Annotated in this window: 14 protein-coding genes; 8 read left to right on the top strand and 6 right to left on the bottom strand. The window is 74.7% G+C overall.

Going from position 1 to position 25,445, the window contains the following annotated elements:
• The first annotated feature begins 7 nt into the window (after window positions 1–7).
• The 4 genes from ACIA8O_RS01675 (at window position 8) to ACIA8O_RS01660 (ending at window position 4,917) form a co-directional block, all read left to right on the top strand.
• Window positions 8–1,375, top strand: a complete 1,368-nt coding sequence (locus tag ACIA8O_RS01675) for a carotenoid oxygenase family protein (RefSeq protein WP_396291488.1) — start codon at window positions 8–10, stop codon at window positions 1,373–1,375.
• Between the two features lie 197 nt (window positions 1,376–1,572).
• The gene (locus ACIA8O_RS01670; protein ID WP_396291487.1) at window positions 1,573–2,835 is read left to right on the top strand and encodes a MurT ligase domain-containing protein; all 1,263 of its coding nucleotides are present in this window, start codon (window positions 1,573–1,575) and stop codon (window positions 2,833–2,835) included.
• 119 nt (window positions 2,836–2,954) lie between these two features.
• The gene (locus tag ACIA8O_RS01665) at window positions 2,955–3,683 is read left to right on the top strand and encodes a type 1 glutamine amidotransferase (RefSeq protein ID WP_396292102.1); all 729 of its coding nucleotides are present in this window, start codon (window positions 2,955–2,957) and stop codon (window positions 3,681–3,683) included.
• A gap of 208 nt (window positions 3,684–3,891) precedes the next feature.
• Entirely contained in the window at window positions 3,892–4,917 is a 1,026-nt protein-coding gene (locus ACIA8O_RS01660) for a 6-phosphofructokinase (protein WP_396291486.1), read from the top strand.
• A gap of 54 nt (window positions 4,918–4,971) precedes the next feature.
• Here ACIA8O_RS01660 and ACIA8O_RS01655 read toward each other — a convergent pair whose 3' ends face one another.
• Together ACIA8O_RS01655 and ACIA8O_RS01650 are read right to left on the bottom strand one after the other, a co-directional pair.
• Window positions 4,972–5,346 carry a RidA family protein gene (locus tag ACIA8O_RS01655; protein WP_396291485.1) on the bottom strand — a complete coding sequence of 125 codons (375 nt, stop codon included), beginning with the start codon at window positions 5,344–5,346 and terminating at the stop codon, window positions 4,972–4,974.
• 79 nt (window positions 5,347–5,425) lie between these two features.
• Window positions 5,426–5,899, bottom strand: a complete 474-nt coding sequence (locus tag ACIA8O_RS01650; RefSeq protein ID WP_396291484.1) for an RrF2 family transcriptional regulator — start codon at window positions 5,897–5,899, stop codon at window positions 5,426–5,428.
• Window positions 5,900–6,020: 121 nt separating this feature from the next.
• Between ACIA8O_RS01650 and ACIA8O_RS01645 the strand changes: the two genes are divergently transcribed.
• A complete protein-coding gene (locus ACIA8O_RS01645; protein WP_396291483.1) occupies window positions 6,021–7,037 on the top strand; it encodes a 2-hydroxyacid dehydrogenase in 1,017 nt (338 codons plus the stop codon).
• A gap of 7 nt (window positions 7,038–7,044) precedes the next feature.
• Here the strand turns inward: ACIA8O_RS01645 and sbnB are convergent, their stop codons facing one another.
• The 4 genes from sbnB to ACIA8O_RS01625 are packed head-to-tail and all read right to left on the bottom strand — an operon-like array spanning window position 7,045 to window position 10,493.
• Window positions 7,045–8,037: a 2,3-diaminopropionate biosynthesis protein SbnB gene (gene sbnB, locus ACIA8O_RS01640; RefSeq protein WP_396291482.1), complete on the bottom strand. Its 993-nt coding sequence runs from the start codon at window positions 8,035–8,037 to the stop codon at window positions 7,045–7,047.
• A complete protein-coding gene (gene sbnA / locus ACIA8O_RS01635) occupies window positions 8,031–9,050 on the bottom strand; it encodes a 2,3-diaminopropionate biosynthesis protein SbnA (RefSeq protein ID WP_396291481.1) in 1,020 nt (339 codons plus the stop codon). The genes sbnB and sbnA overlap by 7 nt, the downstream gene beginning before the upstream one ends.
• Complete coding sequence (locus ACIA8O_RS01630) at window positions 9,037–10,275, bottom strand: MFS transporter (protein WP_396291480.1); 1,239 nt, start codon at window positions 10,273–10,275, stop codon at window positions 9,037–9,039. The genes sbnA and ACIA8O_RS01630 overlap by 14 nt, the downstream gene beginning before the upstream one ends.
• 2 nt (window positions 10,276–10,277) lie before the next feature.
• A complete protein-coding gene (locus ACIA8O_RS01625; protein WP_396291479.1) occupies window positions 10,278–10,493 on the bottom strand; it encodes an MbtH family protein in 216 nt (71 codons plus the stop codon).
• 192 nt (window positions 10,494–10,685) lie between these two features.
• On the opposite strand from ACIA8O_RS01625, the gene ACIA8O_RS01620 reads away from it, so the two are divergent.
• The 3 genes from ACIA8O_RS01620 to ACIA8O_RS01610 are packed head-to-tail and all read left to right on the top strand — an operon-like array spanning window position 10,686 to window position 25,313.
• Complete coding sequence (locus ACIA8O_RS01620; protein WP_396291478.1) at window positions 10,686–11,723, top strand: TauD/TfdA family dioxygenase; 1,038 nt, start codon at window positions 10,686–10,688, stop codon at window positions 11,721–11,723.
• Window positions 11,710–18,147, top strand: coding sequence for an amino acid adenylation domain-containing protein (locus tag ACIA8O_RS01615; RefSeq protein ID WP_396291477.1), 6,438 nt, complete (start codon window positions 11,710–11,712; stop codon window positions 18,145–18,147). The genes ACIA8O_RS01620 and ACIA8O_RS01615 overlap by 14 nt, the downstream gene beginning before the upstream one ends.
• Window positions 18,144–25,313, top strand: coding sequence for an amino acid adenylation domain-containing protein (locus tag ACIA8O_RS01610; RefSeq protein WP_396291476.1), 7,170 nt, complete (start codon window positions 18,144–18,146; stop codon window positions 25,311–25,313). Before ACIA8O_RS01615 ends, ACIA8O_RS01610 begins: the two co-directional genes overlap by 4 nt.
• Window positions 25,314–25,445 lie beyond the last annotated feature (132 nt).

Here is a 25,445-nt window from a genome sequence, read left to right as displayed (position 1 = left end):
CACCGCCGTGACCGCCAAGCCCCCGTACCTGACCGGCCACTACACCCCCGTCGCCGACGAGATCACCGCCACCGGCCTCACCGTCGAGGGCACCCTGCCGCCCGAACTGACGGGCCGTCTGATCCGCAACAGCCACAACCCCAGGCCCGGGATCACCCCCACCCACTGGTTCAAGGGCAGCGGCATGGTGCACGGCATCCGGCTCCGGGACGGCCGCGCCGAGTGGTACCGCAACCGCTGGGTGCACACCCCGGCCCTGGACGGCGCCCCCTACCTGACCGAGCACGGCCCGGACCTGACCGCCAGCACCGCCGGCACCCACGTGATCGAGCACGGCGGCCGCCTGCTGGCCCTCTCCGAGGCGGCCCTGCCGTTCGAGCTGACGCCCGAGCTGGAGACCGTCGGCGCCTTCGACTGGGAGGGGAGGCTCACCTCCGCGATGACCGCCCACCCCAAGGAGGACCCGGCCACCGGCGAGCTGCACTTCTTCGCCTCCTCGCCGCTCCCGCCGTACCTGGTCCACCACGTCTCCTCCCCCGACGGCAAGGAGCTGCGCAGCCAGGAGGTGCCGGGCGCGACGGCCGCGCTGAAGCACGACTTCGCGCTGACCGAGCGGTACGTGGTCTTCCTGGAGGGCTCGGTCACCTTCGACCCGGCCGAGCACTCGGGCATCCCGTACGGCTGGAGCGACGACCGGCCGGGCCGGATCGGGGTGCTGCCGCGGGGTGCGGACGGGGCGCGGCGGGTGCGCTGGTTCGACGTGGCGCCGGGGTACGCGATGCACCTGGCCAACGCCTACGAGGACGCCGACGGACGGATCGTGGTCGAGGGGCCCTCGGTGGGGCGGCGGGGCTGGCAGCGGTCCTGGAACTGGTGGGTCGGCGCGCCGGACCGCGGCGCGGAGCCCAACTCCGGGGCGTACGCCACCCGGTGGACGGTGGACCTGGCCACCGGCCGGGTGGCCGAGGAGCGGACGGACGACCTGGTGGTGGAGTTCCCGACCATCAACGACGCCCGCACCGGGCGGCACCACCGCTACCAGTACGCCCTCTCCTTCCCGGACGACCTGGGCATCGGCAACCACGCGCTGGTCAAGTACGACCGCGCCACCGGCGCCCGCCGGCTGCGCCCCTTCGGCAACGGGCAGCTCCCCAGCGAGGCGGTCTTCGTCCCGGCGGCCGGGGGCGGGGACGCAGGGGACGAGGACGCCGGCTACCTGCTCACCGTGGTCGGCGACCTGAACGCGGACGCCTCCCGCCTCCTGGTCCTGGACGCCTCGGACCTCGGGACGGTCGCCACCGTGCACCTCCCCCGCCGCGTCCCGGCCATGATCCACGGCTCCTGGATCCCGGACGCCGCCCTGGCCGGGAGCTGAGCCGGCAGGGCCGGAGGCCAGCAACCGCAAGGGCCTCCGGCCCCGGCACGCACCGGGCCGGAGGCCCTGCGCGAGCCCTCGCGCGCCTCCGCACGCCCGCTGAGCGACACCCTGCGCGGTTGGCTGACGGAGAGTCGGTAGGCTGATGCTCGTCCCAGCCGCGATAGCGGTGCCGCGCCAAGGAGGAACGACTGAGCATGCCAGGCCCCGACTCGGAAGCCGCAGCCGTGCGCGACGCCTCGCTGCCCGCCCGCGCCAAGATCGCCGTGACGGCCGGCCGGATGGCCGCCGCCCTGTCGCAGAAGGCCGGCCGGGGCAGTGGTTCGGTGATCGGCGGGAAGATCGCCCTCAAGCTCGACCCGGACCTGCTGGCCACCCTCTCCGACCACCTGGACGTGGTCCTGGTCTCCGCCACCAACGGCAAGACCACCACCACCCGCCTGATCGCGGAGGCCCTCCGCGCGGCCGGGCCGGTGGTCTCCAACGCCCTCGGCGCCAACATGCCGGCCGGCATCACCGCCGCCCTGGCCGGTGGCGGCGAGGCCCGCTTCGGCGTGATCGAGGTGGACGAGAAGTACCTGGCCGGGGTCGCCCGCGACACCCGCCCCAAGGCCATAGCGCTGCTCAACCTCTCCCGCGACCAGCTGGACCGCGCCGCCGAGACCCGCATGATGGCGGAGAAGTGGCGCGAGGGCCTCAAGGACACCGACGCGGTGATCGTGGCCAACGCCGACGACCCGCTGGTGACCTGGGCCGCCTCCTCCTGCCGCAAGGTGGTCTGGGTGGCCGCCGGTCAGGCCTGGAAGGAGGACGCCTGGTCCTGCCCGTCCTGCGGCGGTGTGATGCAGCGTCCGGGCGACGACTGGTTCTGCCAGGACTGCGGCTTCCGCCGTCCGCAGCCCCACTGGGCGCTCCAGGGCACCCATGTGATCGACCCTCAGCGCGGCGCCTGGCCGATCCAGCTCCAGCTCCCGGGCCGGGCCAACCTGGCCAACGCGACCAGCTCGGCCGCCGTGGCCGCGGTCTTCGGCGTCGCCCCGCAGGTGGCGCTCCAGCGGATGCAGTCGGTGGCCGCGGTGGCCGGCCGCTACGACGTGGTGCAGTACCAGGGCCGGGACGTCCGGCTGCTGCTGGCCAAGAACCCGGCCGGCTGGCTGGAGACCTTCTCGCTGATCGACCAGCCGCCGGCCCCGGTGGTGCTGGCGGTCAACGCGCTGGACGCGGACGGCACCGACACCTCCTGGCTCTGGGACGTGGACTACGAGCGCCTGTCCGGCCATCCGATCTTCGTGATGGGCCAGCGCAAGCTGGACCTCGCGGTCCGGCTGGAGGTCGCGGGCCTCCAGTTCCACGTGGTGGACACCCTGGAGCAGGCCGTCCAGATGGCGCCGCCCGGGCGGATCGAGGCGATCGCCAACTACACCGCGTTCCAGCAGCTCCGGAAGGCGGTGGCGAACTGATGTCCAACCCGTACCAGGACCCGAACTACACCCCCCAGGTCCATCCCCAGCAGCCCGTGCAGCAGCAGCCCCCGCAGGCTCCGCCGCAGCAGCAGCCGTACGGAGGAAGGTCCCAGCGGATGACCGAGAGCACCCTGCGGCTGGTCTGGGTCTACCCCGACCTGCTGTCCACCTACGGCGACCGCGGCAACGCGCTCGTGGTGGAGCGTCGGGCCCGCCAGCGCGGGCTCAACGTCCAGCGGATCGACGTCCGTTCGGACCAGGCGGTGCCGACCAGCGGTGACATCTACCTGATCGGCGGCGGCGAGGACCGCCCGCAGCGGCTGGCCGCCGAGCGGCTGGCGGCGGACCAGGGCCTGGTCCGGGCGGCCGAGAACGGCGCGATCATCTTCTCGGTCTGCGCCGGCTACCAGATCCTCGGCCACGAGTTCCTCAACGACCGGGGCGAGCGCCAGCCGGGCCTGGGCCTGCTGGACGTCTGGACCGGCCGCGGCGAGGGCGCCCGCTGCGTCGGCGACGTGCTCGCCGAGACGGACCCCCAGCTGAACCTCCCTCAGCTCACCGGCTTCGAGAACCACCAGGGCGTCACCCACCTGGGCTCGGGCGTGCGGCCCTTCGCCACGGTGCAGGTCGGCAACGGCAACGGCACCGGTGACGGCACCGAGGGCGCCTGGCGGGACACCGTCTTCGGCACCTACCTGCACGGGCCCGTGATGGCCCGCAACCCCCAGGTGGCCGACATGCTCATCAAGTTGGCGCTGGACGTGAACGCCCTGCCGCCGGCCGACACCACCTGGTACGACGCGCTGCGCGCGGAGCGGATCGCGGCGGCCCGTCAGCCCGCCTGACCTGTCCGCTGGTTGGGCGGGGGCTGCTGTCCCCGCCCGATCCGGGCCAGAATAGAGACCTCGAACGCACACCCTCCTCGGCGTTCGGTGCAGTACCGCGGGGGCCACTTCAAAGGTGACGTGGCCCGCGTCGGCGCCTGCCCGGCCGGACACGGGCGCCTTTATGGTGGAAGTCCGGCTGTCCCATCTGCTCGGGAGTTGCAAAACAATGCGTATCGGAGTGCTGACCAGCGGCGGTGACTGCCCCGGCCTGAACGCCGTGATCCGTTCCGTGGTCCACCGGGGGGTGGTCGACCACGGCGACGAGATCATCGGTTTCCAGGACGGGTGGCGGGGTCTCCTGGAGGGCGTCCACCGTCCGCTGACCCTCGACTCGGTGAGCGGCATCCTGGCCCAGGGCGGCACCATCCTCGGCTCCTCGCGGGTCCAGCCGAGCCACCTGCGGGACGGCGTGGAGCGGGCCAAGCAGCTCTGCGCCGACCTCGGGATCGACGCCGTCATCCCGATCGGCGGCGAGGGCACGCTCAAGGCCGCCAAGCTGATGAGCGACGCGGGCCTGCCGGTGGTCGGCGTGCCGAAGACCATCGACAACGACATCGCCTGCACCGACGTCACCTTCGGCTTCGACACCGCCGTCTCGGTCGCCACCGAGGCGCTGGACCGGCTGAAGACCACCGCCGAGTCGCACCAGCGGGTCATGGTGGTCGAGGTGATGGGCCGTCACACCGGCTGGATCGCGCTCAACGCGGGCATGGCGGCCGGCGCCCACGCCATCGTGGTGCCGGAGCGGCCGTTCCACATCGACAAGCTGACCGAGGTCGTGGGCGAGCGCTTCGACCGCGGCAAGAAGTTCGCCATCGTGGTCTGCGCCGAGGGCGCCAAGCCCGAGCCCGGCTCCATGCACTGGGAGGAGGGCGTCAAGGACATCTACGGCCACGAGCGGTTCACCGGGATCGCCAACCAGCTCTCCCGCGAGCTGGAGCACCGCCTGGGCAAGGAGGCCAAGCCGGTCATCCTCGGCCACACCCAGCGCGGCGGCACCCCGACCGCCTACGACCGCGTCCTCGCCACCCGCTTCGGCTGGCACGCCGTCGAGGCCGCCCACAAGGGCGCCTTCGGGCACATCACCGCGCTCCAGGGCACCGAGATCAAGCTGGTCCCGCTGGCCGACGCGGTGGCCGACCTGAAGACCGTCCCGTCCGAGCGCTACGTCGAGGCCGAGACCGTCATCTGACGCCCCGTCGCACCGGAGGGCGGGCCCGTGGACCGGGCCCGCCCTCCGTGCCGTTCAGGGGACGGCGATGGCGTCGATCTCGAAGAGCATGCCCGGCAGGGCGAGCGCGGCGACCCCGGAGAGGGTCTGGGCCGGGGGCTCGTCGCCCCAGATCGCGGTGAGCTGCTCCAGCAGGACGCCGAGCTTCGCCAGGTCGTGGTCGACCACGTAACTGCCGAGCCGGACCACGTTCGCGTACCCGAGGCCCACGGCGGCCAGCGCGGTGCCGAGGTTGGCCAGCGCGATCCGGACCTGCTCGGCGAAGTCGGCCCCGACCACGGTGCCCTCCGCGTCGGCGGCGTACTGGCCGGCGATGTAGGCGGTGCCGTCGGTGGTGACGACGGCCTGGCTGTAGCCGAAGGCGGTGGGGTTGACGACGGTGTGCGGCATGGTGCTCTTCCCCTCGATGATCTGGATGTTTCATGTCCGGAATACGGCCCCGAAGAACTCCCGCCCCGGGGACGGGAGTTCAGGCGTCGGCGAACCAGCGGCGGACCCGGCCGGGTACGCCCGGACTGCCCCGCTCGACCTGCTCCATCAGCCCGGCCAGCGTCTGGGCGGCCAGCTCGCGGCGCCAGGCCAGCTCGGCCCGGCCCATCGCCAGGTCGATCAGACAGCTCTCCGGGCCGCGCCCCGGCGCCTGCGCACCGGGCCCCCGGCCGATGATGTCGGCGCAGCGGAAGGCCGGCTCGGGCCCCTCGATCGCCGCCACCACGTCCATCAGGGTGATCCGCTCCGGCTCCCGGGCCAGCCGGAAGCCGCCCTTCGGCCCGGAGACCGAGCTGACGATCCCGGCCCGGGCCAGCGCCTGGAGCTGCTTGTTCAGATAGGCGGGCGGCAGGTCGTGGTAGCCCGCCAACTTCACGGCGGGCAGGGCCCGTCCACCTCCGGCCCAGGCCAGGTTGAGGCAGCAGTGCAGGGCCCACTCGACGCCCTCGCTCATCTTCACAACCTGGACCCTACATATCCAGGATGGCTGCGGCAAGCGCGCCCTGACGGTCCGTCGGACGGCGGGCGGTTAGCGTACGGGTACAGCCAGCCGCCACCGGAAGGACACAGGCCCGATGGAGATCCTCGCCTACGGAGTCCAGGCCGACGAGCAGCCGATGCTGCGCGCCGCCTTCGAGGACCGCCACCGGCTGCGCACCCTGGCGGTCTTCCTCAACGCGGACACCGCGCCGCTGGCCGCCGGCTACCCGGCGCTGAGCACCAGCGTCAACTGCGAGCTGGACGCCGAGGTGCTCGGCCTGCTGGCCGAGGGCGGCACCAAGCTGATCGCCCAGCGCTCCACCGGCTTCAACAACATCGACCTGGAGGCCGCGGCCGAGCTCGGCCTCACCGTCTCCCGGGTCTCCTACTACTCCCCCTACGCGGTCGCCGAGCACGCCTGGACGCTGGCCCTGGCGGTCAACCGCCGGCTGGCCCGGGCCGCCAACCGCTCGCGCGAGTTCGACTTCCGGCTGGACGGTCTGATGGGCCGTGACGTGCACGGCATGACGGTCGGGGTGATCGGCACCGGGAAGATCGGCGAGTGCTTCGCCCGGATCGCGGCCGGCTTCGGCACCGAGCTGCTCGGCTGGGACATCGTGGAGAACCCGGCCTGCCGGGAGCTGGGCATGACCTACGTCCCCCGCGAGGAGCTGCTGGAGCGCAGCGACCTGGTCAGTCTGCACGTGCCGCTGCTGCCCGACACCCACCACCTGATCGACGCCGCCGCGCTGGCCCGGATGAAGGACGACGCCATCCTGGTCAACTCCAGCCGGGGCGGCCTGGTGGACACCGCTGCCCTGGTCGAGACGCTGCGCGACGGCCGGCTCGCCGGGGTCGGCCTGGACGTCTACGAGGAGGAGACCGGGGTCTTCTTCTACGACCGTTCGGTGGAGGGCATCGGCGACGACGTGCTGGCCCGGCTGATCAGCTTCCCCCAGGTGCTGGTGACCTCCCACCAGGCCTACTTCACCCGCACCGCGGTCGGCCAGATCATCGACGCCACCGCCCGCAACGTGGACGACTTCGAGGCCGGCCGCCGCAGCGAGAACACCCTGGTCCCGAGTGCTGCGGACGGCCGGCCTGGTGGATGAGTGCCCGTCAGCCCGGGAGGAAGCCGGGCACCCGGGTGCCGAGGCCGAGGGCCTGGGCCCGGCGGCGGGTGAGGTCGGCGACGGCGAGGTCGAGGACGCCCAGGCCGAACGGGGAGACGACGGTGACGCGGTCCTCGTCGCGCCGGGCCGGGGCCTCGGCGGAGAGCAGGTCGCCGATCGTGGTGGTGATGAACTCGCGGTGGCCGACGGCCTGTTCGGCGAGGTGCAGGGAGGTGGCCTCGCGGCAGACGTGGTCGGGGTCGTCCACCACGTTCACGGCGGAGAGGACGGATTCCGGGGTCAGGTCGCGCAGGGAGAGGTGGAGCAGCAGGGTGCCCGGCCGGCACGCGTCGGTGGTCAGGTGCGGCGCGGCGGCCGTGGTGGCCAGGCAGACCAGCGGGTGGGCGGCGAGCGCCTCGTCGGCGGTGCCCGCGACGGTGACCTTGAGGGTCGGCCACCGGTCGGCGCACCGGGCGGCGAAGGCGGCCGCCCGGGCTCCGTCGAGGTCGAAGACGGTGACCGAGGAGAGCTCCGGCAGCGCCGCCAGGAGGAACCTGAGCACCTCGAAGTTGATCACGCCGCAGCCGATCAGGGAGACCCCGGTGTCGGCGGTCGCCGGCACCAGGGCGGCCGCGGCCGCCGCGGCGCCCGCGGCGGTCCGCCGGGCCGAGATGACGGAGCCCTCCAGCACCGCCTCGGGCATGCCGGTGTCCGTGGAGTTGAGGATGACGGCGGCCGAGGCGCGCTCCAGCCCCTTCTCCAGGTTCCCGGGGAAGGAGGAGATCCATTTGATCCCGGCCACCGGGGTGTCGTCGCCGAGGTACCCGGGCAGGCCGATGATCCGGTCGCGCGGCTGGTCGGGGAACCGTAGGAAGACCGAGTGCGGCAGCACCGTCCGCCCCTGCGCGTGCAGCCGGTAGGCCTGCCGGACGGCCGCGAGGACCTCCTGCTCGGCACCGTCGAGGACTCGGCGGACGTCGTCCGCTCCCAGGATCAGCATGCTGGCACCCTCATGTCGGACTTCTGTTCCTTCCACTGGTGGGTGATGTCGCCGAAGTGGCGGCCCACCCACTCGTCGTCGTAGATGGTGTCGAGGTAGCGCTCGCCGCGGTCGGGCAGGACCAGGGCGCAGGTGGCACCCGCGGGGATCCGGTCGGCCATCAGCTCGACGGCCGCGACCACCGCGCCGGACGAGCCGCCGGCCAGGATGGCCTCGCGTGCCGCGAGCCGCCGGCAGCCGACCACGCAGTCGAGGTCGGTGACGTGGACGACCTCGTCCGCGAGGCCGTCCCGGTAGAGGCCGGGCCGGATCGCCGCGCCGTGGCCGGGGATGAGCCGCGGCCCCGGGGGCCGGCCGAAGATGGCGCTGCCGGCGGCGTCGACGGCGACGACCGTCACCGGCAGGCCGCGCTCCCGGACGTACTCCGCGCAGCCGCGCAGCGTGCCGCAGGAGCTGGTCGCGCAGAAGAGGTAGTCCACCCCGTCGGGGAGGCCCTCGACGATCTCCCGCATGGTGCGGCGGTGGGCCTGCGGGTTCAGCGGGTTGGCGTACTGGTTGGGCCAGTACGCGTGCCCGGTGAGGGTGGTGAGCTCCTGGATGCGGCGGATCCGCACCGGCAGGTACTCGCCGGTGGCCGGGTCGGTCTCCCGGACCACCTCCACCTCGGCGCCCAGCGCCCGCATGATGGCGATGTTCTGCTGGTTGGTGCGGGGGTCCACCACGCAGATGAACCGCAGTCCGTAGTAGGCGCAGACCTGGGCGAGGCCGATGCCGAGGTTGCCGGAGCTGGACTCGACGACGGTGGACCGGCCCGGGACCAGCTCGCCGGTGCGGATCCGCTCCCCCAGCATCTCCAGGGCGGACCTGTCCTTCATGCTGCCGCCGGGGTTGTGGGCCTCCAGCTTGGCGAAGGTCCGGAACCGCCGGGCCGGGTCGAGTCTGGTCAGTTCGACCAGCGGGGTCGCGCCGATGGTGCCGAGCACGCCGGCCGGCACCGGGTCAGACGGTGTCATGGTTTCTCCGTACCGAGCGGGCCAGGGTGGCGGCGGCGGCCAGCAGCAGCATCCAGACCGCGAGTGCCGCGGCGGCGCCCTGCGGGCCGGCGGTGTCCAGCAGCAGCCCGCCGGCCAGTGCGCCGAGCGGGAGCGCGCCGTTCGACAGGGTGCTCATCGCGGCGAGCACCCTGCCGCGCAACCGGTCCGGGGTGATGGCGAGTTGGTAGCTGCCGAGGGCGACGTTCCAGACCGGGCCGACGAACCACATCGCGGCGTAGGCCGCCGCGAGGACGAACTGACTGCTGGTCAGGACGATCACCCCCATCAGCACCGCCCAGGCCCAGTTGGCGACGATGACCAGGACGTTGAGCGGCACCCGGCGCCGGAACCAGGGCGCCGCGAGCGAGCCCAGGACTCCCCCGGCACCGGCGAAGCCCAGCATCACGCCGATCCCGGTGGCCGAGGCGCCGCTGCGGGTGGCCATCACGACGATCACCAGGAACAGCGCCCGGAACATCAGGTTGCTGCCGGCCACGAGCAGCGTCGTGACGCGCAGGAAGGGCTGCCGCCAGAGCCAGCGCAGGCCCTCCCCGATCTGGTCGGCCATCCGGCCGCCGGTGTCCTTGCGCGGTTCCGCCTCGAAGTCCTTGCGGATCAGCAGCAGGGTGACCAGCGACACCAGGTAGGAGAGCGCGTCGGCCAGGAACGGGACGGCCCGTCCGAGGGTGAACAGCGCTCCGCCCAGCGGGGTGCCCAGCATGGACGCGGCCCGGCCGCGCGCCTCGTTGCGGGAGAGCGCGAGCGCGAGCTGGCTCTCGGGCACGAGGTTCGGCACCGCGACGTGGGCCGCCAGGCCGTGCAGCACGGTCAGCGTGCCCTCGACGAAGCAGACGACCAGGATCTGGGGCAGGCCCAGCCGGTCGAGGGCGAGGGCCGCGACGACGCTGGCGACACCGAGGCCACGCAGCGCGTCGCACCAGATCATCAGCCGTCTGCGGTTCCACCGGTCGACCAGCGCGCCGGCCGGCAGTTGCAGCAGCAGGCCGGGGAGCAGGCCGAAGAACCCGGCCAGCCCGGCGTCGAACGCCGACCCGGTCAGGGCCAGCACCAGGAGTGGGTAGGCGATCAGGGACGCGGTCGAGCCCAGGTTGGACGCGGCGGCCCCGACCCACAGCAGGACGAAGTCACGGTTGCGGTGGAGCGGGGTGACCCGCTCGGTCGGGGTGGTGACGGCGGTGGTCATCGCTAGGAGGACGCCGCTTCCATCTGGCGCCGCAGGCTGAGCGGCCGCAGGTCGGTCCAGACCTCGGCGATGTGGGCCAGGCACGCCTCGCGGGTCCCCTCGGTGCCCTCGGCGTACCAACCGAGCGGCAGCGGCCGGTCGGCCGGCCAGACGGAGTACTGCTGCTCGTCGTTGACGACGACCCGGTGGACCCGCTCGTCGGTCTGCTCCTCGGCCATGACGGCCCTCCCTCGTATGCTCTGCCGCGTCACGAGCGTCACGTGACCGGTGGCGGCAGTAGGAGAGCCTCCCGGGTGACCGGGCCCCGGTTGCAGAGAAGAACCGGCAGTAAGCCGGGCACCCGGCCCTGCCGGCAGCGCTGCCGGTTGTTCTCTCGTTCCGCGACGGGGGCAGCCGGGACGCTGGCGGGCATGACTGCCAACCCATCGCCCCTGGCCCCGCGCGCGGGCTCGTCCGGTGGCTCCGCACCGGAACTCGCGCTCCCCTCCGTCCTGTCGTCCGACGCTCCCCTGGCCGAGTACCTGGCCTCCGCCCGTCCGCTGATCCGCCGTCTGCTGCTGGAGCACGGCGCCGTCCTGCTGCGCGGTTTCGACATCGGCGGGGTGGACGGGTTCGAGGGCGTGGTCCGCGCGGTGTCCGGGGCACCGTTGCCCTACGCCGAGCGCTCCTCCCCGCGCAGCGTCATCAAGGGGCAGGTGTACACCTCCACCGACTACCCGCCGAACGAGGAGATCTTCCTCCACAACGAGAACTCCTACCAGGCGAGTTGGCCGCTGACCCTGTTCTTCCACTGCGTGCGGCCGCCGGAGACGCTGGGCGCCACCCCGCTGGCCGACACCCGCCGGGTGTACGCCGCGATCGACCCCGCGGTCCGCGCGGAGTTCGCGGAGCAGGGCTGGATGGTGGTCCGCAACTTCAGCGACGGCTTCGGGGTGCCCTGGCAGCAGGCGTTCAACACCGAGGACCGGGCGGAGGTCACCGCCTACTGCGCCCGCAACGGCGTCCAGGCCGAGTGGACCCCGACCGGGCTGCGCACCCGGGCGCGCCGGGCCGCCGTGCACCGGCACCCGGTCACCGGGGAGACGGTCTGGTTCAACCACCTGACCTTCTTCCACGTGAGCACGCTGGCCGAGGACGTGTGCGCCGCGCTGCGCGAGATGTTCGACGAGTCGGAGCTGCCGACCAACACCTACTACGGCGACGGCCGGCCGATCCCGGACGAGGTGGTCGCCCACCTGCGGGACTGCTACCGCGCCGAGCAGCGCCGGTTCGACTGGCAGCAGGACGACGTCCTGCTGGTCGACAACATGCTGGCCGCGCACGCCCGCGAGCCGTTCACCGGCCCGCGCAAGATCGCCGTGGCGATGGCCGAACCCTGGACCCCGCCGGCACCGGACGCCCCGGCCGCCGCGCTCTCGCTGACGGAGGCGACCGATGGCAAGCACTGAGGACGGGTACCCGCTCGCGTTCGCGCAGGAGCAGCTCTGGTTCCTCGACCAGCTGCGCTCCGGCGCCTCGACGGAGTACCTGCTGCACGAGGCGTTCCGGATCCGCGGGCCGCTGGACGAGTCCGTGCTGGCCCTGGCGTTCACCGAGATCGCCACCCGGCACGAGGTGCTGCGCACCCGCTACCACGGCGAGGACGGGGCGGGGCTGCAGATCGTCGACGAGCCCGCGCCGGTGCCGCTGGCCGTGGTGGACCTGTCCGGGCTCCCGGCGGACGAGCAGCGGGAGCGGCTGGCCGGCCTGCAGGCGGCCGAGACGCGGACCCCGATCGACCTGCGCACCCGGTGGCCCTGGCGGGTCGGCCTGGCGCGGCTCGGCCCCGAGGAGGCCGTGCTGCTGGTGACGGTCCACCACATCGCCTTCGACGGCTGGTCCTGGGGCGTCCTGGCCCGTGAACTGTACGAGCTGTACGACGCGTTCGGCTCCGGCCGGGAGCCGGAGCTGGAGCCGCTGCCGGTGCAGTACGCGGACTTCGCCCACTGGCAGCGGGAGAGCTGGGAGGCCGCGGCCGAGACGATGGACCGCCGGCGCGGCTACTGGCGGGATCGGCTGGCCGGGCTGGAGCCGCTGGAGCTGCCGACCGACCGCCGGCGCCCCGCCCGGTGGCAGGCGGCGGGCGAGAGCCTCTCCTTCACCGTGCCGGCCCCGCTGGCCGGGCGGCTGGCGGAGCTCGGGCAGCGCCACGGGGCGACGCCGTTCATGGTGCACCTGGCGGCGTTCCAGCTGCTGCTGTCGCGCTACTCCGGCCGCCCGGACGTGGCGGTCGGGGTGTCCGTCGCCGGGCGCGACGAGGTCGCGCTGGAGCAGCTCATCGGCATGTTCCTCAACACCGTGGTGCTGCGCACCGACCTCGGCGGCCGGCCCTCCTTCACCGAGCTGCTGCGGCGGGTGCGGGAGACCACCCTGGAGGCCTACGAGCACCAGGACGTCCCGTTCGAGCGGGTGGTCGCCGATCTGGCCCCGGAGCGGGACCTCTCGCGCAACCCGGTCTTCCAGGTCGGCTTCGCGCTGCAGAACGCCGCGGGCCGCCCGGTCCGCCTGCCGGGTCTGGAGGTCGCCAAGGAGGAGGCGCTCGGCGGGAGTTCGGCCTTCGACCTGTCGCTGCACCTGGCCGAGCGGCCGGACGGTTCGCTGGGGGGCCGCTTCCTCTACCCCACCGCGCTGTTCGACCGGGACCGGATCGAGCGGATGGCGGGGCACCTGCTCGGGCTGCTGGGCGGCATCGCCGACGAGCCCGGCACCCCGGTGGCCGCGCTGGAGCTGCTCTCCCCCGCCGAGCTGCGCGGCCTGGCGGAGTGGAACCGCACCGAGGTCGAGCGCCCGGACGAGTCGCTGTACGAGCTGTTCCTCGCCCAGGCCCGGGCCACCCCGGGGGCGGTGGCCGTGGTGGCCGGGTCCGAGGAGGTCGGCTACCGCGAACTGGTTTCCCGCGTCGAGGAGTTGGCCGGGCGGCTGCGCGCGCTCGGGGTCGGCCGGGAGACGCCGGTCGGGGTGGCGCTGCACCGGGGCACCGCGCTGGTGACGGCGCTGCTCGCGGTGCTGGCCGCGGGCGGGGTGTACGTGCCGCTGGCGCCGGAGTACCCGGCCGAGCGGCTGGCCTTCCTGGCCGAGGACGCCGGGGTGCGGGTGCTGCTCACCGAGGAGGCGCTGCGCGGCCAACTGCCGCCGCACCCCTGCGTGCTGACGGTCGACGGGCCGCAGGGGCCGCCGGCCGGGACGGCGCCGGCCGCCGGGCCGGCCCCGTCCGACGGGGCGGACGCCGCCTACATCATGTACACCTCCGGCTCCACCGGGCGGCCGAAGGGCGTGGTGGTCCCGCAGGCCGCGATCCGCAACCGGGTGCTGTGGTCCGTGGAGGAGTACGACCTCGGCCCCGGGGACCGGGTGCTGCAGAAGACCACCATCGGCTTCGACGCCTCGGTGTGGGAGTTCCTCTCCCCGCTGGTCTGCGGCGCGACGGTGGTGATGGCCCCGGGCGAGGCGCACCGCGACCCGACCGTGCTGGCCCGCGCGGTGGCCGAACACGGCGTCACCATCCTCCAGTTGGCGCCCTCGGTGCTGCGCCTGCTGCTCGCCGACCCCGGCCTGGCGGCCTGCGGCGCGCTGCGGCTGGTCTGCTCGGCGGGTGAGCCGCTGACCGCCGACCTGTGCGACCGGCTGCGCGCGATCCTGCCCGTCGAGGTGTACAACACCTACGGCCCGACCGAGTGCGCCATCGACTCCACCGCCTGGCACCACCGCCCGGGCGGGCCGGGCGAGTCGGTGCCGATCGGCCTGCCGCTGCCCAACGCCCGCACCTACGTGGTCGACCGCGAGGACCGGCCGGTGCCGGTCGGCGTGGTCGGCGAGCTCTGCGTGGCCGGCGTCGGCCTGGCCCGCGGCTACGCGGGCCGCGGCGACCTGACGGCCGACCGGTTCACCCCCGACCCGTTCGCCACCGAGCCCGGCGGGCGCTGGTACCGCACCGGGGACCTGGCGCGGCGGCGCGCCGACGGCGCGCTGGAGTACGTCGGCCGGATCGACGACCAGGTGAAGGTGCGCGGGGTCCGGATCGAACCCGGGGAGATCGAGGCCCTCCTGACGTCCCATCCGGCGGTCGCCGCCGCCGTGGTCGGCGTCCACCGCGGGGACGCGGGCGAGGCCGACCTGGTGGCCTGGACGGTCGCCCGCCCGGGGGCGGCGGCCGGCCTGGAGGAGCTGCGCGCCCACCTCGCGGCCCGGCTGCCGGAGGCGATGGTGCCCTCGCGCTTCGTCGCGCTGGACGGGCTGCCGCTCACGCCCAACGGCAAGGTGGACCGGCGCCGGCTGCCGTCGCCGGACGGGCGGCAGCAGGAGAGCGGCACGCCGTGGGTCGCCCCGCGGCCGGGCACCGAGCAGGCCGTGGCCGAGCTGATGGCCGAGGTGCTGGGCGTCGAACGGGTCGGTGCCCAGGACGACTTCTTCCTGCTCGGCGGTCACTCGCTGGTCGCGATCCGGCTGGTGATGCGGCTGCGCCGCACGCTGGGTGCGGAGCTGACGGTCGGTGAGCTGTTCGCCGACCGGACGGTGGCCGCGCTGGCGGCCCGGGTGGACGCCGCCGGGACGGACCCGGCCGAGGCCCCGATCCGGCCGGTGCCGCGCGGGGGCGGGCTGCCGCTCTCCTTCGGCCAGCAGCGGATGTGGTTCCTGGACCGGCTCGAACCGGGCAGCGACGAGTACGTCGTGCCGATGGCGCTGCGGCTGACCGGTCCGCTGGACCCGGCCGCGCTGCGCCGGGCGGTGGACGACACCGTCGCCGTGCACGAGGTGCTGCGCACCCGCTACGTCCCCAACGGCGGTGACCCGGTGCAGGTGATCGACCCGCCGGCGCCCGCCGACTTCACCCTGGTCGACCTGGCCGGGGAGCCGGACGCCGAGCAGCGGGCGGCCGGGCTGCTGGAGGAGCTCACCACCCGCCCCTTCGACCTGGAGCGGGACCGGCCGCTGCGCGTGACGCTGGTCCGGACCGGCCCCGAGCGGCACCTGCTGGTGCTGACCCTCCACCACATCGCCTTCGACGCCTGGTCGATGGAGATCTACCTGCGGGACCTGCGGGCGGCCTACGACGCGGCGGCCGCCGGAGAGCCGTCCCCGCTGCGGCGGCCGGCGGTCCAGTACGCGGACTTCGCGGCCTGGCAGCGGGAGCAGCAGGCGGCGGGCGCGATCGACCAGCAGCTCGGCTACTGGCAGGACCGGCTGGGCGGCCTCACCCCGGTCGAGCTGCCCACCGACCGGCTGCGCGCGGCGGTCCGCGACGCGCGCGGGGACAACGTGATCGTCGACGTGCCGCCGGCGGTCGGCACGGCCCTCGCCGAGCTGGCCGGGCGGCACGGCGCCACGCCGTTCATGCTGCTGCTGGCCGCCTTCCAGGTGCTGCTGGGCCGCTACACCGGGCGGGACGACGTGGCGGTCGGCACGCCGGTGGCGGGGCGGACCAGGCCGGAGACCGAGGAGCTGGTCGGGTTCTTCAGCAACAACCTGGTGATCCGCACCGACCTGGCCGGGGACCCGGTGTTCACCGAGGTGCTGGACCAGGTGCGCCGGGTCTCGCTGGAGGCGTTCGGGCAGCAGGACCTGCCGTTCGAGCGCCTGGTGGACGCGCTCCGCCCGGAGCGGGACCTGTCCCGCAACCCGCTCTTCCAGGTGATGTTCGACCACCAGCACATGGGCGGCGTGCCGGGCAGTCTCGGCGGGGCGGCGATCGAGCCGCTGCGGGCCGGCCTGACGGTGGCCAAGTTCGACCTGACGGTGACGGTCAAGGAGCGCCCGGACGGACGGCTGCACTGCTGGTTCGAGTACGCCACCGCGCTGTTCGACCGCGCCACCGTCGAGCGGATGGCCCGCCACTACCTGACGCTGCTGGGCGGCATCGCCGCCGCGCCCGGGCGCCGGGTGGCCGAGCTCGACCTGCTGGGCGAGGCCGAGCTGCGGACGGTGCTGACCGAGTGGCCCGACCCCGAGGGCGGGCGGACCGCGCTGCTCGACCCGGCCGAGGAGCACGGGCTCTGCGTGCCGGAGCTGTTCGCCCGTCAGGCGGCCCGGACCCCGGAGGCGGTCGCGGTGGTCTCCGGCGGCCGGCAGCTGACCTACGCGGAGCTGGACGCGCGGGCGGACCGCTTCGCCCGCCGGCTCCGCGCGCTGGGCGTCGGCCCCGAGACGGTGGTGGCCTCCTGCCTGGAGCGCAGCCCCGAGGCGGTCGTGGTGCTGCTCGGCGTGCTCAAGGCCGGCGGCGTGTACGTCCCGTTCGACCCGCAGCACCCGGCGGAGCGGCTGGACTTCATGCTGGCCGACGCCGGGGCGGGGACGGTGGTCACCACCCGGGCCTTCCGCGACCGGTTCCGGGGCGACCACCAGGTGGTGACGGTCGATCAGGAGCCGGAGCAGGACCCCGACGGTCCGGAGGCCCAGGACGCCCCGCTCCCGGCGGTGCGGCCCGGCAGCCTGGCCTACGTCATCTACACCTCCGGCTCGACCGGCCGCCCCAAGGGCGTGATGATCGAGCACCGCTCCTACGCCCACCACTGCCGGGTGATCGCGGACGCCTACGGTCTCGCGCCCGGCGAGCGGGTGGTGCTGCTCTCGGCGCTCACCTTCGACGTGGCGATGGACCAGATCGCGGCCACCCTGCTGGCCGGGGCGACCGTGGTGGTCGGCGACCCGGTGTTCTGGACGCCGGCCGAGCTGCCCGCCCGCCTGGCCGAGCACGGGGTGACCGTCGTGGAGATCACCCCCGCCTACTACCGCGCCATGATGGAGTCGCCGGACCTCGGCCGGCTCGGCGCGCTGAAGCTGATGAACGTCGGCAGTGACGTGGTCACCGGCCACGACGCCCGCCGCTGGGCGGAGACCGGGCTGCCCGGACGGTTCCTGTGCAACTACGGGCCGACCGAGGCGACCGTCACCTGCCTGCTGCACCCCGTCGACCGGACGGCCGGGGAGGGCGGCGGCGCCGCCGCCCTGCCGATCGGCCGCCCGGTGGCCGGCACCCGGGCGTACGTCCTGGACGCCGAGCTGCGGCCCGTCCCGGTCGGCGTGCCGGGCGAGCTCTGCCTCGGCGGGGTCCGGCTGGCCCGCGGCTACCACCGCAGGCCGGAGCTGACGGCCGACCGGTTCGTCCCCGACCCGGTGTCGGGCGTGCCCGGCGCGCGGCTCTACCGGACCGGCGACCTGGTGCGCCACCGGCCGGACGGCACCATCGAGTTCCTGGGCCGGATGGACCACCAGGTCAAGGTGCGCGGGCTGCGGATCGAGCTCGGCGAGATCGAGGCCGCGCTCACCCGGCACCCGGCGCTCCAGGAGGCGGTGGTGCTGGCCGCCGAGCCGGCCCCGGGCGAGCGCCGGCTGGTCGGGTACCTGGTCGCCCGGCCGGGCGAGGAGGTGCCGGAGCCGGCCGAACTGCGCGGGCACCTGCGCGAGTTGCTGCCCGAGTACATGATCCCCACGGCCTGGGTGCCGCTGGACGCGCTGCCGCTGACCGCCAGCAAGAAGGTCGACCGCAAGGCGCTGCCCGACCCCGCCGCCGCGGGTGCCGACGGCACCCGCGCGTACCTGGCGCCGCGCGATCCGGCCGAGGAGGCCGTGGCGGCGGTCTGGTGCGAGGTGCTGGGCGTCGAACGGGTCGGCGCCCGGGACGACTTCTTCCTGCTGGGCGGGCACTCGCTGCTCGCCACCCGGGTGCTGGCCGGGATCCAGGAGGCGTTCGCGGTGGAGCTGCCGCTGCGCCGGCTGTTCGAGGCCACGACCGTGGCCGAACTCGCCGCGGTGGTGGTCGAGGCCGTCGAGGCCGACATCGCCGGGCTGTCCGATGACGAGGTGGCGGGCCTGCTCGCCGAGGAGGAGGCACGATGACCGACATGGAGACCCGGGCGGACCAGCGGCAGGAGCTGCTCCGGCAGCGCCTACGGGGCCGGAGCGCGCCGAAGCCGGCCGAGACCATCGGCCGGGTGCCGCGCGGCGGCCCGCTGCCGCTCTCCTTCGCGCAGCGCCGGCTGTGGATCCTGGACCGGCTGCGGCCGGACACCACCGAGTACCTGATGACCACGGCCCTGCGGCTGGAGGGACGGCTGGACCGGGCCGCCCTGCGCACCGCGCTGGACGGCGTCGTCGCGCGGCACGAGGTGCTGCGCACCCGCTACCCGGTGGTGGCCGGCGAGCCGGTCCAGGTGATCGACGCGCCGGCCCCGGTGCCGCTCACCGAGCTCGACCTGAGCGCGGCGGAGCCCGCCGCCGTGGCGGAGCGGCTGGCCGCGCTGGCCACCTCCGAGCGCCGGCCGGTCGACCTGGCCGAGGGGCCGGTGTTCGCCGCGACGCTGGTCCGGCTGGGCGCCGAGGAGCACGCGCTGTTCCTGACCCTCCACCACATCGCCGCCGACGGCCGCTCGGAGGAGCTGCTGGTGGACGAGCTGGCCCGGCACTACGCCGGTGCCGCGCCCGGGCAGCCCCCGGTGCAGTACGCGGACTACGCCGCCTGGCAGCGCGAGCGGCTCACCGGTGACCTGTCGGAGCGTCAGCTCGCCCACTGGCGCGAGCGGCTCGCCGGGCTGACCCCGCTGGACCTGCCCACCGACCGGCCGCGCCCCGCCGTCCAGGACACCGCCGGCTCCCAGGTGCCGCTGCGGGTGCCCGCCGAGACCGGCCGCCGGCTGCTCGCGCTCGCCCGGGAGCACGGCGCCACCCCGTTCATGGCGCTGCTCGCCGCCCAGGCCGCCCTGCTCGGCCGCTGGAGCGGGCAGCGGGACGTGGCCGTCGGCACGCCGGTCTCCGGCCGTGACCGGGCCGAACTGCGCTCCGCCGTCGGCCTGTTCCTCAACACCCTGGTGCTACGCACCGACCTCTCGGGGGCGCCGTCCTTCCTGGACCTGCTGGACCGGGTGCGGACGGCCGCGCTGGACGCCTACACCCACCAGGACATCCCGTTCGAGCGGCTGGTGGACGAGCTGGCGCCGGAGCGCGACCCCTCGCGCAACCCGCTGTTCTCCACCATGCTGCTCTGGGAGGAGGCCGCCTCGGGCGCCCCGGGCATGGGGGACCTGACGGTGAGCCGGCTGCCGGTCGGCGAGAGCAGCGCCAAGGTCGACCTGACGGTGGGTCTGGCCGAGCGGGCGGACGGGTCGTTGGCGGGCGGGGTGACGTACGCCTCCGCGCTGTTCGACCGGGCCACCGCCGAGCGCTTCGCCGCCGGGTTCGTCCGGCTGCTGGAGAGCGTCGTCGAGGCGCCCCACCTGCCGGTCGAGGAGCTGGACGTGGTGCCCGGGCCGGAGCACGCGCTGCTGCGGGAGTGGAACGCCACCGAGCGGCCCTACCCCTCGGGCACCCTGCCGCTGCTCTTCGAGGAGCAGGCGGCCCGCACCCCGGACGCGCCCGCCGTGCGGTTCGAGGGCGGCACGCTGTCGTACCGCGAGCTGAACCTGCGGGCCAACCGGCTGGCGCACCACCTGCGCCGGAGCGGGGTGGGCCCGGAGTCGGTGGTGGGCGTCTGCCTGCACCGGGGCCCCGAGCTGGTGGTCGCGCTGCTGGGCGTGCTCAAGGCCGGCGGCGCCTACCTGCCGCTGGACCCCGAACACCCGTCGGAGCGGCTGGCCTTCATGCTGGCGGACTCCGCCGCGCGGGCCGTGGTCACCGACGCCGGCCTCACCCCGCTGGTCGAGGGCCGGGTGCCCCTGGTGGTGGACGTGGCCGGGCCGTTCGACGAGGCCTGGGAGCACGACCTGGTGTTCGCCGCGGGCCCCGAGCACGCCGCGTACGTGATCTACACCTCGGGCTCGACCGGCCGGCCGAAGGGCGTGCTGGTCGAGCACCGGGCGATCGTCAACCGCCTGCACTGGATGCAGGAGGAGTACCGGCTGGACGCCACCGACCGGGTGCTGCAGAAGACGCCGTACGGGTTCGACGTCTCGGTCTGGGAGTTCTTCTGGCCGCTGGTCACCGGCGCCGTGCTGGTGGTGGCCCGCCCGGGCGGGCACCGGGACCCGGCCTACCTGGCCGGGCTGATCACCGCCGAGCGGATCACCACCCTGCACTTCGTGCCGTCCATGCTCCGGGCCTTCCTGGACGGGCCGCTGCCCGCCCTGCCCTCGCTGCGCCGGATGGTCTGCAGCGGCGAGGCGCTGCCGCCGGACCTGGTGGCGGCGGTGGACCGGCGGATCGGCTGCGAGCTGCACAACCTGTACGGCCCCACCGAGGCCGCCGTGGACGTCACGGCGGTGCGGTGCGTGCCCGGAGAGCCCGTCACCATCGGCCGGCCGATCGCCAACACCCGTACCCACGTGGTCGACTCCGCGCTGCGGCCGACCCCGGTCGGCGTGCCGGGCGAACTGCTGCTGGGCGGTGTGCAGCTGGCCCGCGGCTACCTGGCCCGGCCCGACCTGACCGCCGACCGCTTCGTCCCGGACCCGTTCGGCACCGAGCCCGGCGGCCGGCTCTACCGCACCGGTGACCTGGCCCGGTTCCGGGCGGACGGCACCATCGAGTACCTGGGCCGGCTCGACCACCAGGTGAAGATCCGCGGCCAGCGGGTCGAACTCGGCGAGATCGAGGCGGTGCTGACCGAGGCCGCCGGGGTGCGGAGCGCGGCGGTGACCGTCCACGACGATCAGCTGGTCGCCCATCTGACGCCCGCCGACGTCGAGGTGGACTCCGTGCGCGAGCACGTCCGGAGCAGGCTGCCGGAGCACATGCACCCGGTGCACTGGACACTGCTGGACGCGCTGCCGCTGACCACCAGCGGCAAGGTGGACCGCCGGGCGCTGCCCGCGCCCGACCGCAGCCGGGCGGCGCTGGCCGGGGAGTTCACCGCTCCCCGGGACGCCCTGGAGGCCACCCTGGCCGCCGCGTTCGCCGACGCGCTGGGGGTGGACCGGGTCGGGGTGCACGACAGCTTCTTCCAGCTCGGCGGCGACTCGATGCGCGCGATCCGGGCGGTCGGCGCGCTGCGCGCGCAGGGCGTCGAGGTGACCGTGCAGGACCTGTTCGTCCGTCAGCGGGTCGCCGAGCTGGCCGAGTCGGTCCGCTCCGGCGCCGCCCCGGCCGCCGCCGAGGAGCCGCTGGTCGAGCCGTTCGCCCTGCTGTCCGCGGAGGACCGGGAGCGGCTGCCCGAGGGGCTGGCCGACGCCTACCCGATGGCCCGGACCCAGGCCGGCATGGTGTACGAGATGCTGGCCGCCACCGGCCGCGCGGTCTACCAGAACGTGTCCTGCTACCGCGTCCGCGACGAGCTCCCGTTCGACCTCGACGCGCTGCGCGAGGCGGGCCGCCGGCTGGTGGGTCGCAACGAGATCCTGCGCACCTCCTTCGACCTGTCCGGCTTCTCCGAGGTGCTCCAACTGGTGCACCACCACGCCGAGTTGCCGGTCGGCATGGACGACCTGCGCGGCATCCCGGCGGCCGACCAGCGGGCCATCGTGGACGGCTTCCTGGTCGGCGAGCGGCGCAAGCCCTTCGACCTGGAGCGGCCGCCGCTGCTGCGCTACCACGTCCACGTGGTCGACGACCGGGAGTGGTGGCTGACCCACACCGAGGCCCACGCCATCCTGGACGGCTGGAGCCACACCTCCGTGGTCGCCGAACTGCTCGCCCTCTACCGGGCGGTCCGGCAGGGCCGCGAACCGGACCTGGCCCCGCCGCCGGAGGTGCGGTTCGCCGACTTCGTCGCGCTGGAGCGCCGGGCACTGGCCTCCGCCGAGGACCGCGCCTTCTGGGCCGAACGGGTCGGCCGGTACGAGAAGTTCGAGCTGCCCGCCGACTGGGCGGACGACGCGAGCGACGAGCGGGCCGTGATCCTGGAGGTCACCTACCAGGACCTGCTGCCCGGCCTGCGCCGGCTCGCCGCCGCGGCGAACGCCTCGCTGAAGAGCGTGCTGCACACCGCCCACCTGAAGGCGCTGAGCGTGGCCACCGGCCGGCGCGGCTTCTTCACCGGCCTGGTCTGCAACGGCCGGCCCGAACGGGACCGCGGCGACGAGGTGAAGGGCCTCTACCTCAACACCGTGCCCTTCGCGGCCGAGCTCTCCGCCCCGACCTGGCGCGGCCTGGTCGCCGAGGTCTTCGCCGGCGAGGCCGCGCTCTGGCCGCACCGGCGGTACCCGATGCCCGCCATGCAGCAGGAGTGGGGCTCCGGCTCCTCCCTGGTCGAGGTGGCCTTCGGCTACCTGGACTTCCACGTGATGGACTGGGAGTCCGGCCAGGTCGGCATGGTGGACGACTTCAGCCCGAGCGAACTCGCCCTGGAGGTGTGGACCTTCCCCGGTCTGCTGCGGCTCGGCGGGCTGCCCGGCCGGATCGGCCGCCCGCAGCTCGAACTGCTCGCGCGCACCTACCGGCACGTGCTGGAGGCGATGGCCGCCGACCCCGAGGGCGGGGTGCGGGCGCTGTCGCTGCCGCCCGCCGACCGCCTGGCCGCCGTCCTGGCCGGCAACGACACCGCCCTGACGGTGCCCCAGGACCGCCTGGTGCACGAGCTGGTCGGCGAGCGGGCCCGCACCGCCCCCGACGCCGTCGCCCTGCGGTACGGCGACGAGACCCTGGCCTACCGCGACCTGGACACCCGGGCCAACCAACTCGCCCACCGCCTGCGGGCCCTGGGGATCGGCCCGGACGCCGTGGTCGGCCTGCACCTGCCGCGCACGCCCGAGCTGTTCGTCGCGCTGCTGGCCGTGCTCAAGGCGGGCGGCGCCTTCCTCCCGCTCGACCCGGCCTACCCGGCGGAGCGGCTGCGGCACATGCTCGCCGACGCCGGCACCACCGTGGTGCTCAGCGCCGAGGTGCCGCTGCCCGAGGGCGCCACCGGCCGGGTGGAGCTCCTCGACCCGGCCGCGTACCGCGAACTGCCCACCTGGGCACCGCCGGTGACGGCCGGTCCGGAGAACCTCGCGTACGTGATCTACACCTCCGGCTCCACCGGGCTGCCCAAGGGCGTCGGCGTCCCGCACCGGGGCGCGCTCAACCTGCGCCACGCGCAGCTCGAACCGCTCGACGTCCGCCCCGGCGACCGGGTGCTCCAGTTCGCCTCGCCCAGCTTCGACGCCTCGGTCTGGGAGGTGCTGATGGCGCTGACCAACGGCGCCGAACTGGTGCTGCCGCCGGCCGGCACCGACCCGGGCGACCTGCGCCGGCAGGCGCCGCTGGTGACCCACATGACCCTGCCGCCCTCGCTGCTCGACCGGCTGGACCCGGCGGACTTCCCGCAGCTGCGGGTGCTGGTCTCGGCCGGCGAGGCCGTCTCGGCCGAGCAGGCCGCCCGCTGGGCCGCGCACACCACCTTCGTCAACGCCTACGGCCCCACCGAGACCTCGGTCTGCGCCACCCTCACCCCGATCCCGGCCGGGGCCGGCGGCCGGCCCTCGATCGGCGGGCCGGTCGCCAACGTCCGGGTGCACGTCCTGGACGAGGAGCTGCACCCGCTGCCGGACGGCGTACCGGGCGAGCTGTACGTCGCGGGCCCGTGCCTGGCCCGCGGCTACCTCGGCCGGCCCGCGATGACCGCCGAGCGCTTCGTCCCCGACCCGTTCGCCACCGAGCCCGGGGCCCGGCTCTACCGGACCGGCGACGTGGTCTCCCGGCAGGCCGACGGCACGCTCCAGTACCTCGGCCGGCGCGACCACCAGGTCAAGGTGCGGGGCCTGCGCGCCGAGCCCGGCGAGATCGAGAACCTGCTGCTCACCCACCCGGCGGTGGCCGCCGCCGTGGTCACCGTGCACCGGCCCGGCACCGCCGACGCCACCCTGGTCGCGCACGTCCGCACCGAGCCCGGCCACCCCGCCGCCACTCCGGCCGACCTGCGCGAGCACCTGCGCGGCCGGATCCCGAAGGCCCTGCTCCCGACCCACTACCTGACGGCGGACCAGTTCCCGCTCACCCCCGCCGGCAAGGTCGACCGCGCCGCCCTGCCCGCACCCGACGGCACCAGGCCCGCGCTCGGCTCCCCCTACCGGGCCCCCGCCGCCGGACTGGAGCAGGCCATCGCCACCGCCTGGGGCGAGGCCCTGGGCATCGACCGGGTCGGCGCGGACGACGACTTCCACGAGCTCGGCGGGCACTCGCTCGCGATGATGCGGATCGTCGCCACGCTGCGCGCCCGGGAGGGGGTGGAGCTGCGGTTCCGCTCCTTCGTCGAGCACCGCACCGTCGCCGCGCTGGCCGCCTCGCTGGCCGAGACCCGCGGCAGCGTCGGACAACCCGACCCGCTGGTCTGGATCCGCCGGGAGGGCAGCCGCCGGACGCTGTTCTGCGTGCACCCCGGCGGCGGCAGCGCCCACTGGTACCTGCGGCTGGCCCCGCACCTGGACCCGGACCGGCCGGTCGCCGCCTTCGAGTGGCCCGGCCCGCACGCCGAGCCCGAGCCGCCGAGCGCGGAGCAGATGGCCGAGCGCTACCTCACCGAGCTCCGCCGCATCCAACCCGCCGGTCCCTACCTGCTGTTCAGCTGGTGCGGCGGCAGCGGCATCGCCTCCGAGGTGGCCCGCCGACTGGTCGAGGCGGGCGAGCAGGTCACCTTCCTGCTGCTCGACCCCGGCCTGGACGCCCACCAGCGGGCCGAGGGCTGGCGCGAACTCGCCCTGATCCGGCGGCTGGAGACGCTGCTGGAGGAGGTCCGCGACGGCGGCTCCGCCGCCGACACCCCGGCCCGCCGGCAGGAGATCCTCGCCCTGCTGGACCACCTGGTCGACGACGTCGACGAGGAGACCGGCATCACCCTCCCCGAGGAGGGCGTCGGCACCGAGTGGCCGCGCGCGACCCGGATCTGGCGCGAGGTGATGGAGATGGACCTCGCCTACCGGCACCGGTCCTTCCCCGGCGCGCTGCACCTGGTCGTCAGCGACGAACTCGCCCAGGGCGAGCACGAGGTGGCGTACGGACAGGCCTTCGGCGACTACGTCGACCGCTGGCGCGAACTGCTGACCTCCGGGGTGACGGTGCACCGGGTGCCCGGGGACCACTTCGGCGTGATGAAGGAGCCGCACGTGGCCGAGCTCGGGAGGATCGTGGAGGAGGTGATCTCGCGGGTGGACGAGGACTGACCGAGCGTTCGAGCGGCCCCGCCGGGTTCTTCCCGGCGGGGCCGCTCGGCGTTCCGGCCGGGTTGCCCGGCGCTCGGCGTCCGGGCCGGGTTGCCCGGCGCTCCGGCGGGCCCTCGGTGTCCCGGCCGGCCG

Origin of the sequence: Kitasatospora sp. NPDC051853 (genome assembly GCF_044452665.1) — a bacterium.
Classification (GTDB): domain Bacteria; phylum Actinomycetota; class Actinomycetes; order Streptomycetales; family Streptomycetaceae; genus Kitasatospora.
The sequence above is the reverse complement of the archived record's forward strand: the minus strand, read 5'-3'. Positions and strand labels throughout refer to the sequence as shown.

Coding starts and splice junctions, on each gene's coding strand:
- ACIA8O_RS01670 (WP_396291487.1), top strand. CDS start 1,573: ATGCCAGGCCCCGACTCGGAAGCCGCAGCCGTGCGCGACGCCTCGCTG.
- ACIA8O_RS01665 (WP_396292102.1), top strand. CDS start 2,955: ATGACCGAGAGCACCCTGCGGCTGGTCTGGGTCTACCCCGACCTGCTG.
- ACIA8O_RS01660 (WP_396291486.1), top strand. CDS start 3,892: ATGCGTATCGGAGTGCTGACCAGCGGCGGTGACTGCCCCGGCCTGAAC.
- ACIA8O_RS01655 (WP_396291485.1), bottom strand. CDS start 5,346: ATGCCGCACACCGTCGTCAACCCCACCGCCTTCGGCTACAGCCAGGCC.
- ACIA8O_RS01650 (WP_396291484.1), bottom strand. CDS start 5,899: ATGAGCGAGGGCGTCGAGTGGGCCCTGCACTGCTGCCTCAACCTGGCC.
- ACIA8O_RS01645 (WP_396291483.1), top strand. CDS start 6,021: ATGGAGATCCTCGCCTACGGAGTCCAGGCCGACGAGCAGCCGATGCTG.
- sbnB (WP_396291482.1), bottom strand. CDS start 8,037: ATGCTGATCCTGGGAGCGGACGACGTCCGCCGAGTCCTCGACGGTGCC.
- sbnA (WP_396291481.1), bottom strand. CDS start 9,050: ATGACACCGTCTGACCCGGTGCCGGCCGGCGTGCTCGGCACCATCGGC.
- ACIA8O_RS01630 (WP_396291480.1), bottom strand. CDS start 10,275: ATGACCACCGCCGTCACCACCCCGACCGAGCGGGTCACCCCGCTCCAC.
- ACIA8O_RS01625 (WP_396291479.1), bottom strand. CDS start 10,493: ATGGCCGAGGAGCAGACCGACGAGCGGGTCCACCGGGTCGTCGTCAAC.
- ACIA8O_RS01620 (WP_396291478.1), top strand. CDS start 10,686: ATGACTGCCAACCCATCGCCCCTGGCCCCGCGCGCGGGCTCGTCCGGT.
- ACIA8O_RS01615 (WP_396291477.1), top strand. CDS start 11,710: ATGGCAAGCACTGAGGACGGGTACCCGCTCGCGTTCGCGCAGGAGCAG.
- ACIA8O_RS01610 (WP_396291476.1), top strand. CDS start 18,144: ATGACCGACATGGAGACCCGGGCGGACCAGCGGCAGGAGCTGCTCCGG.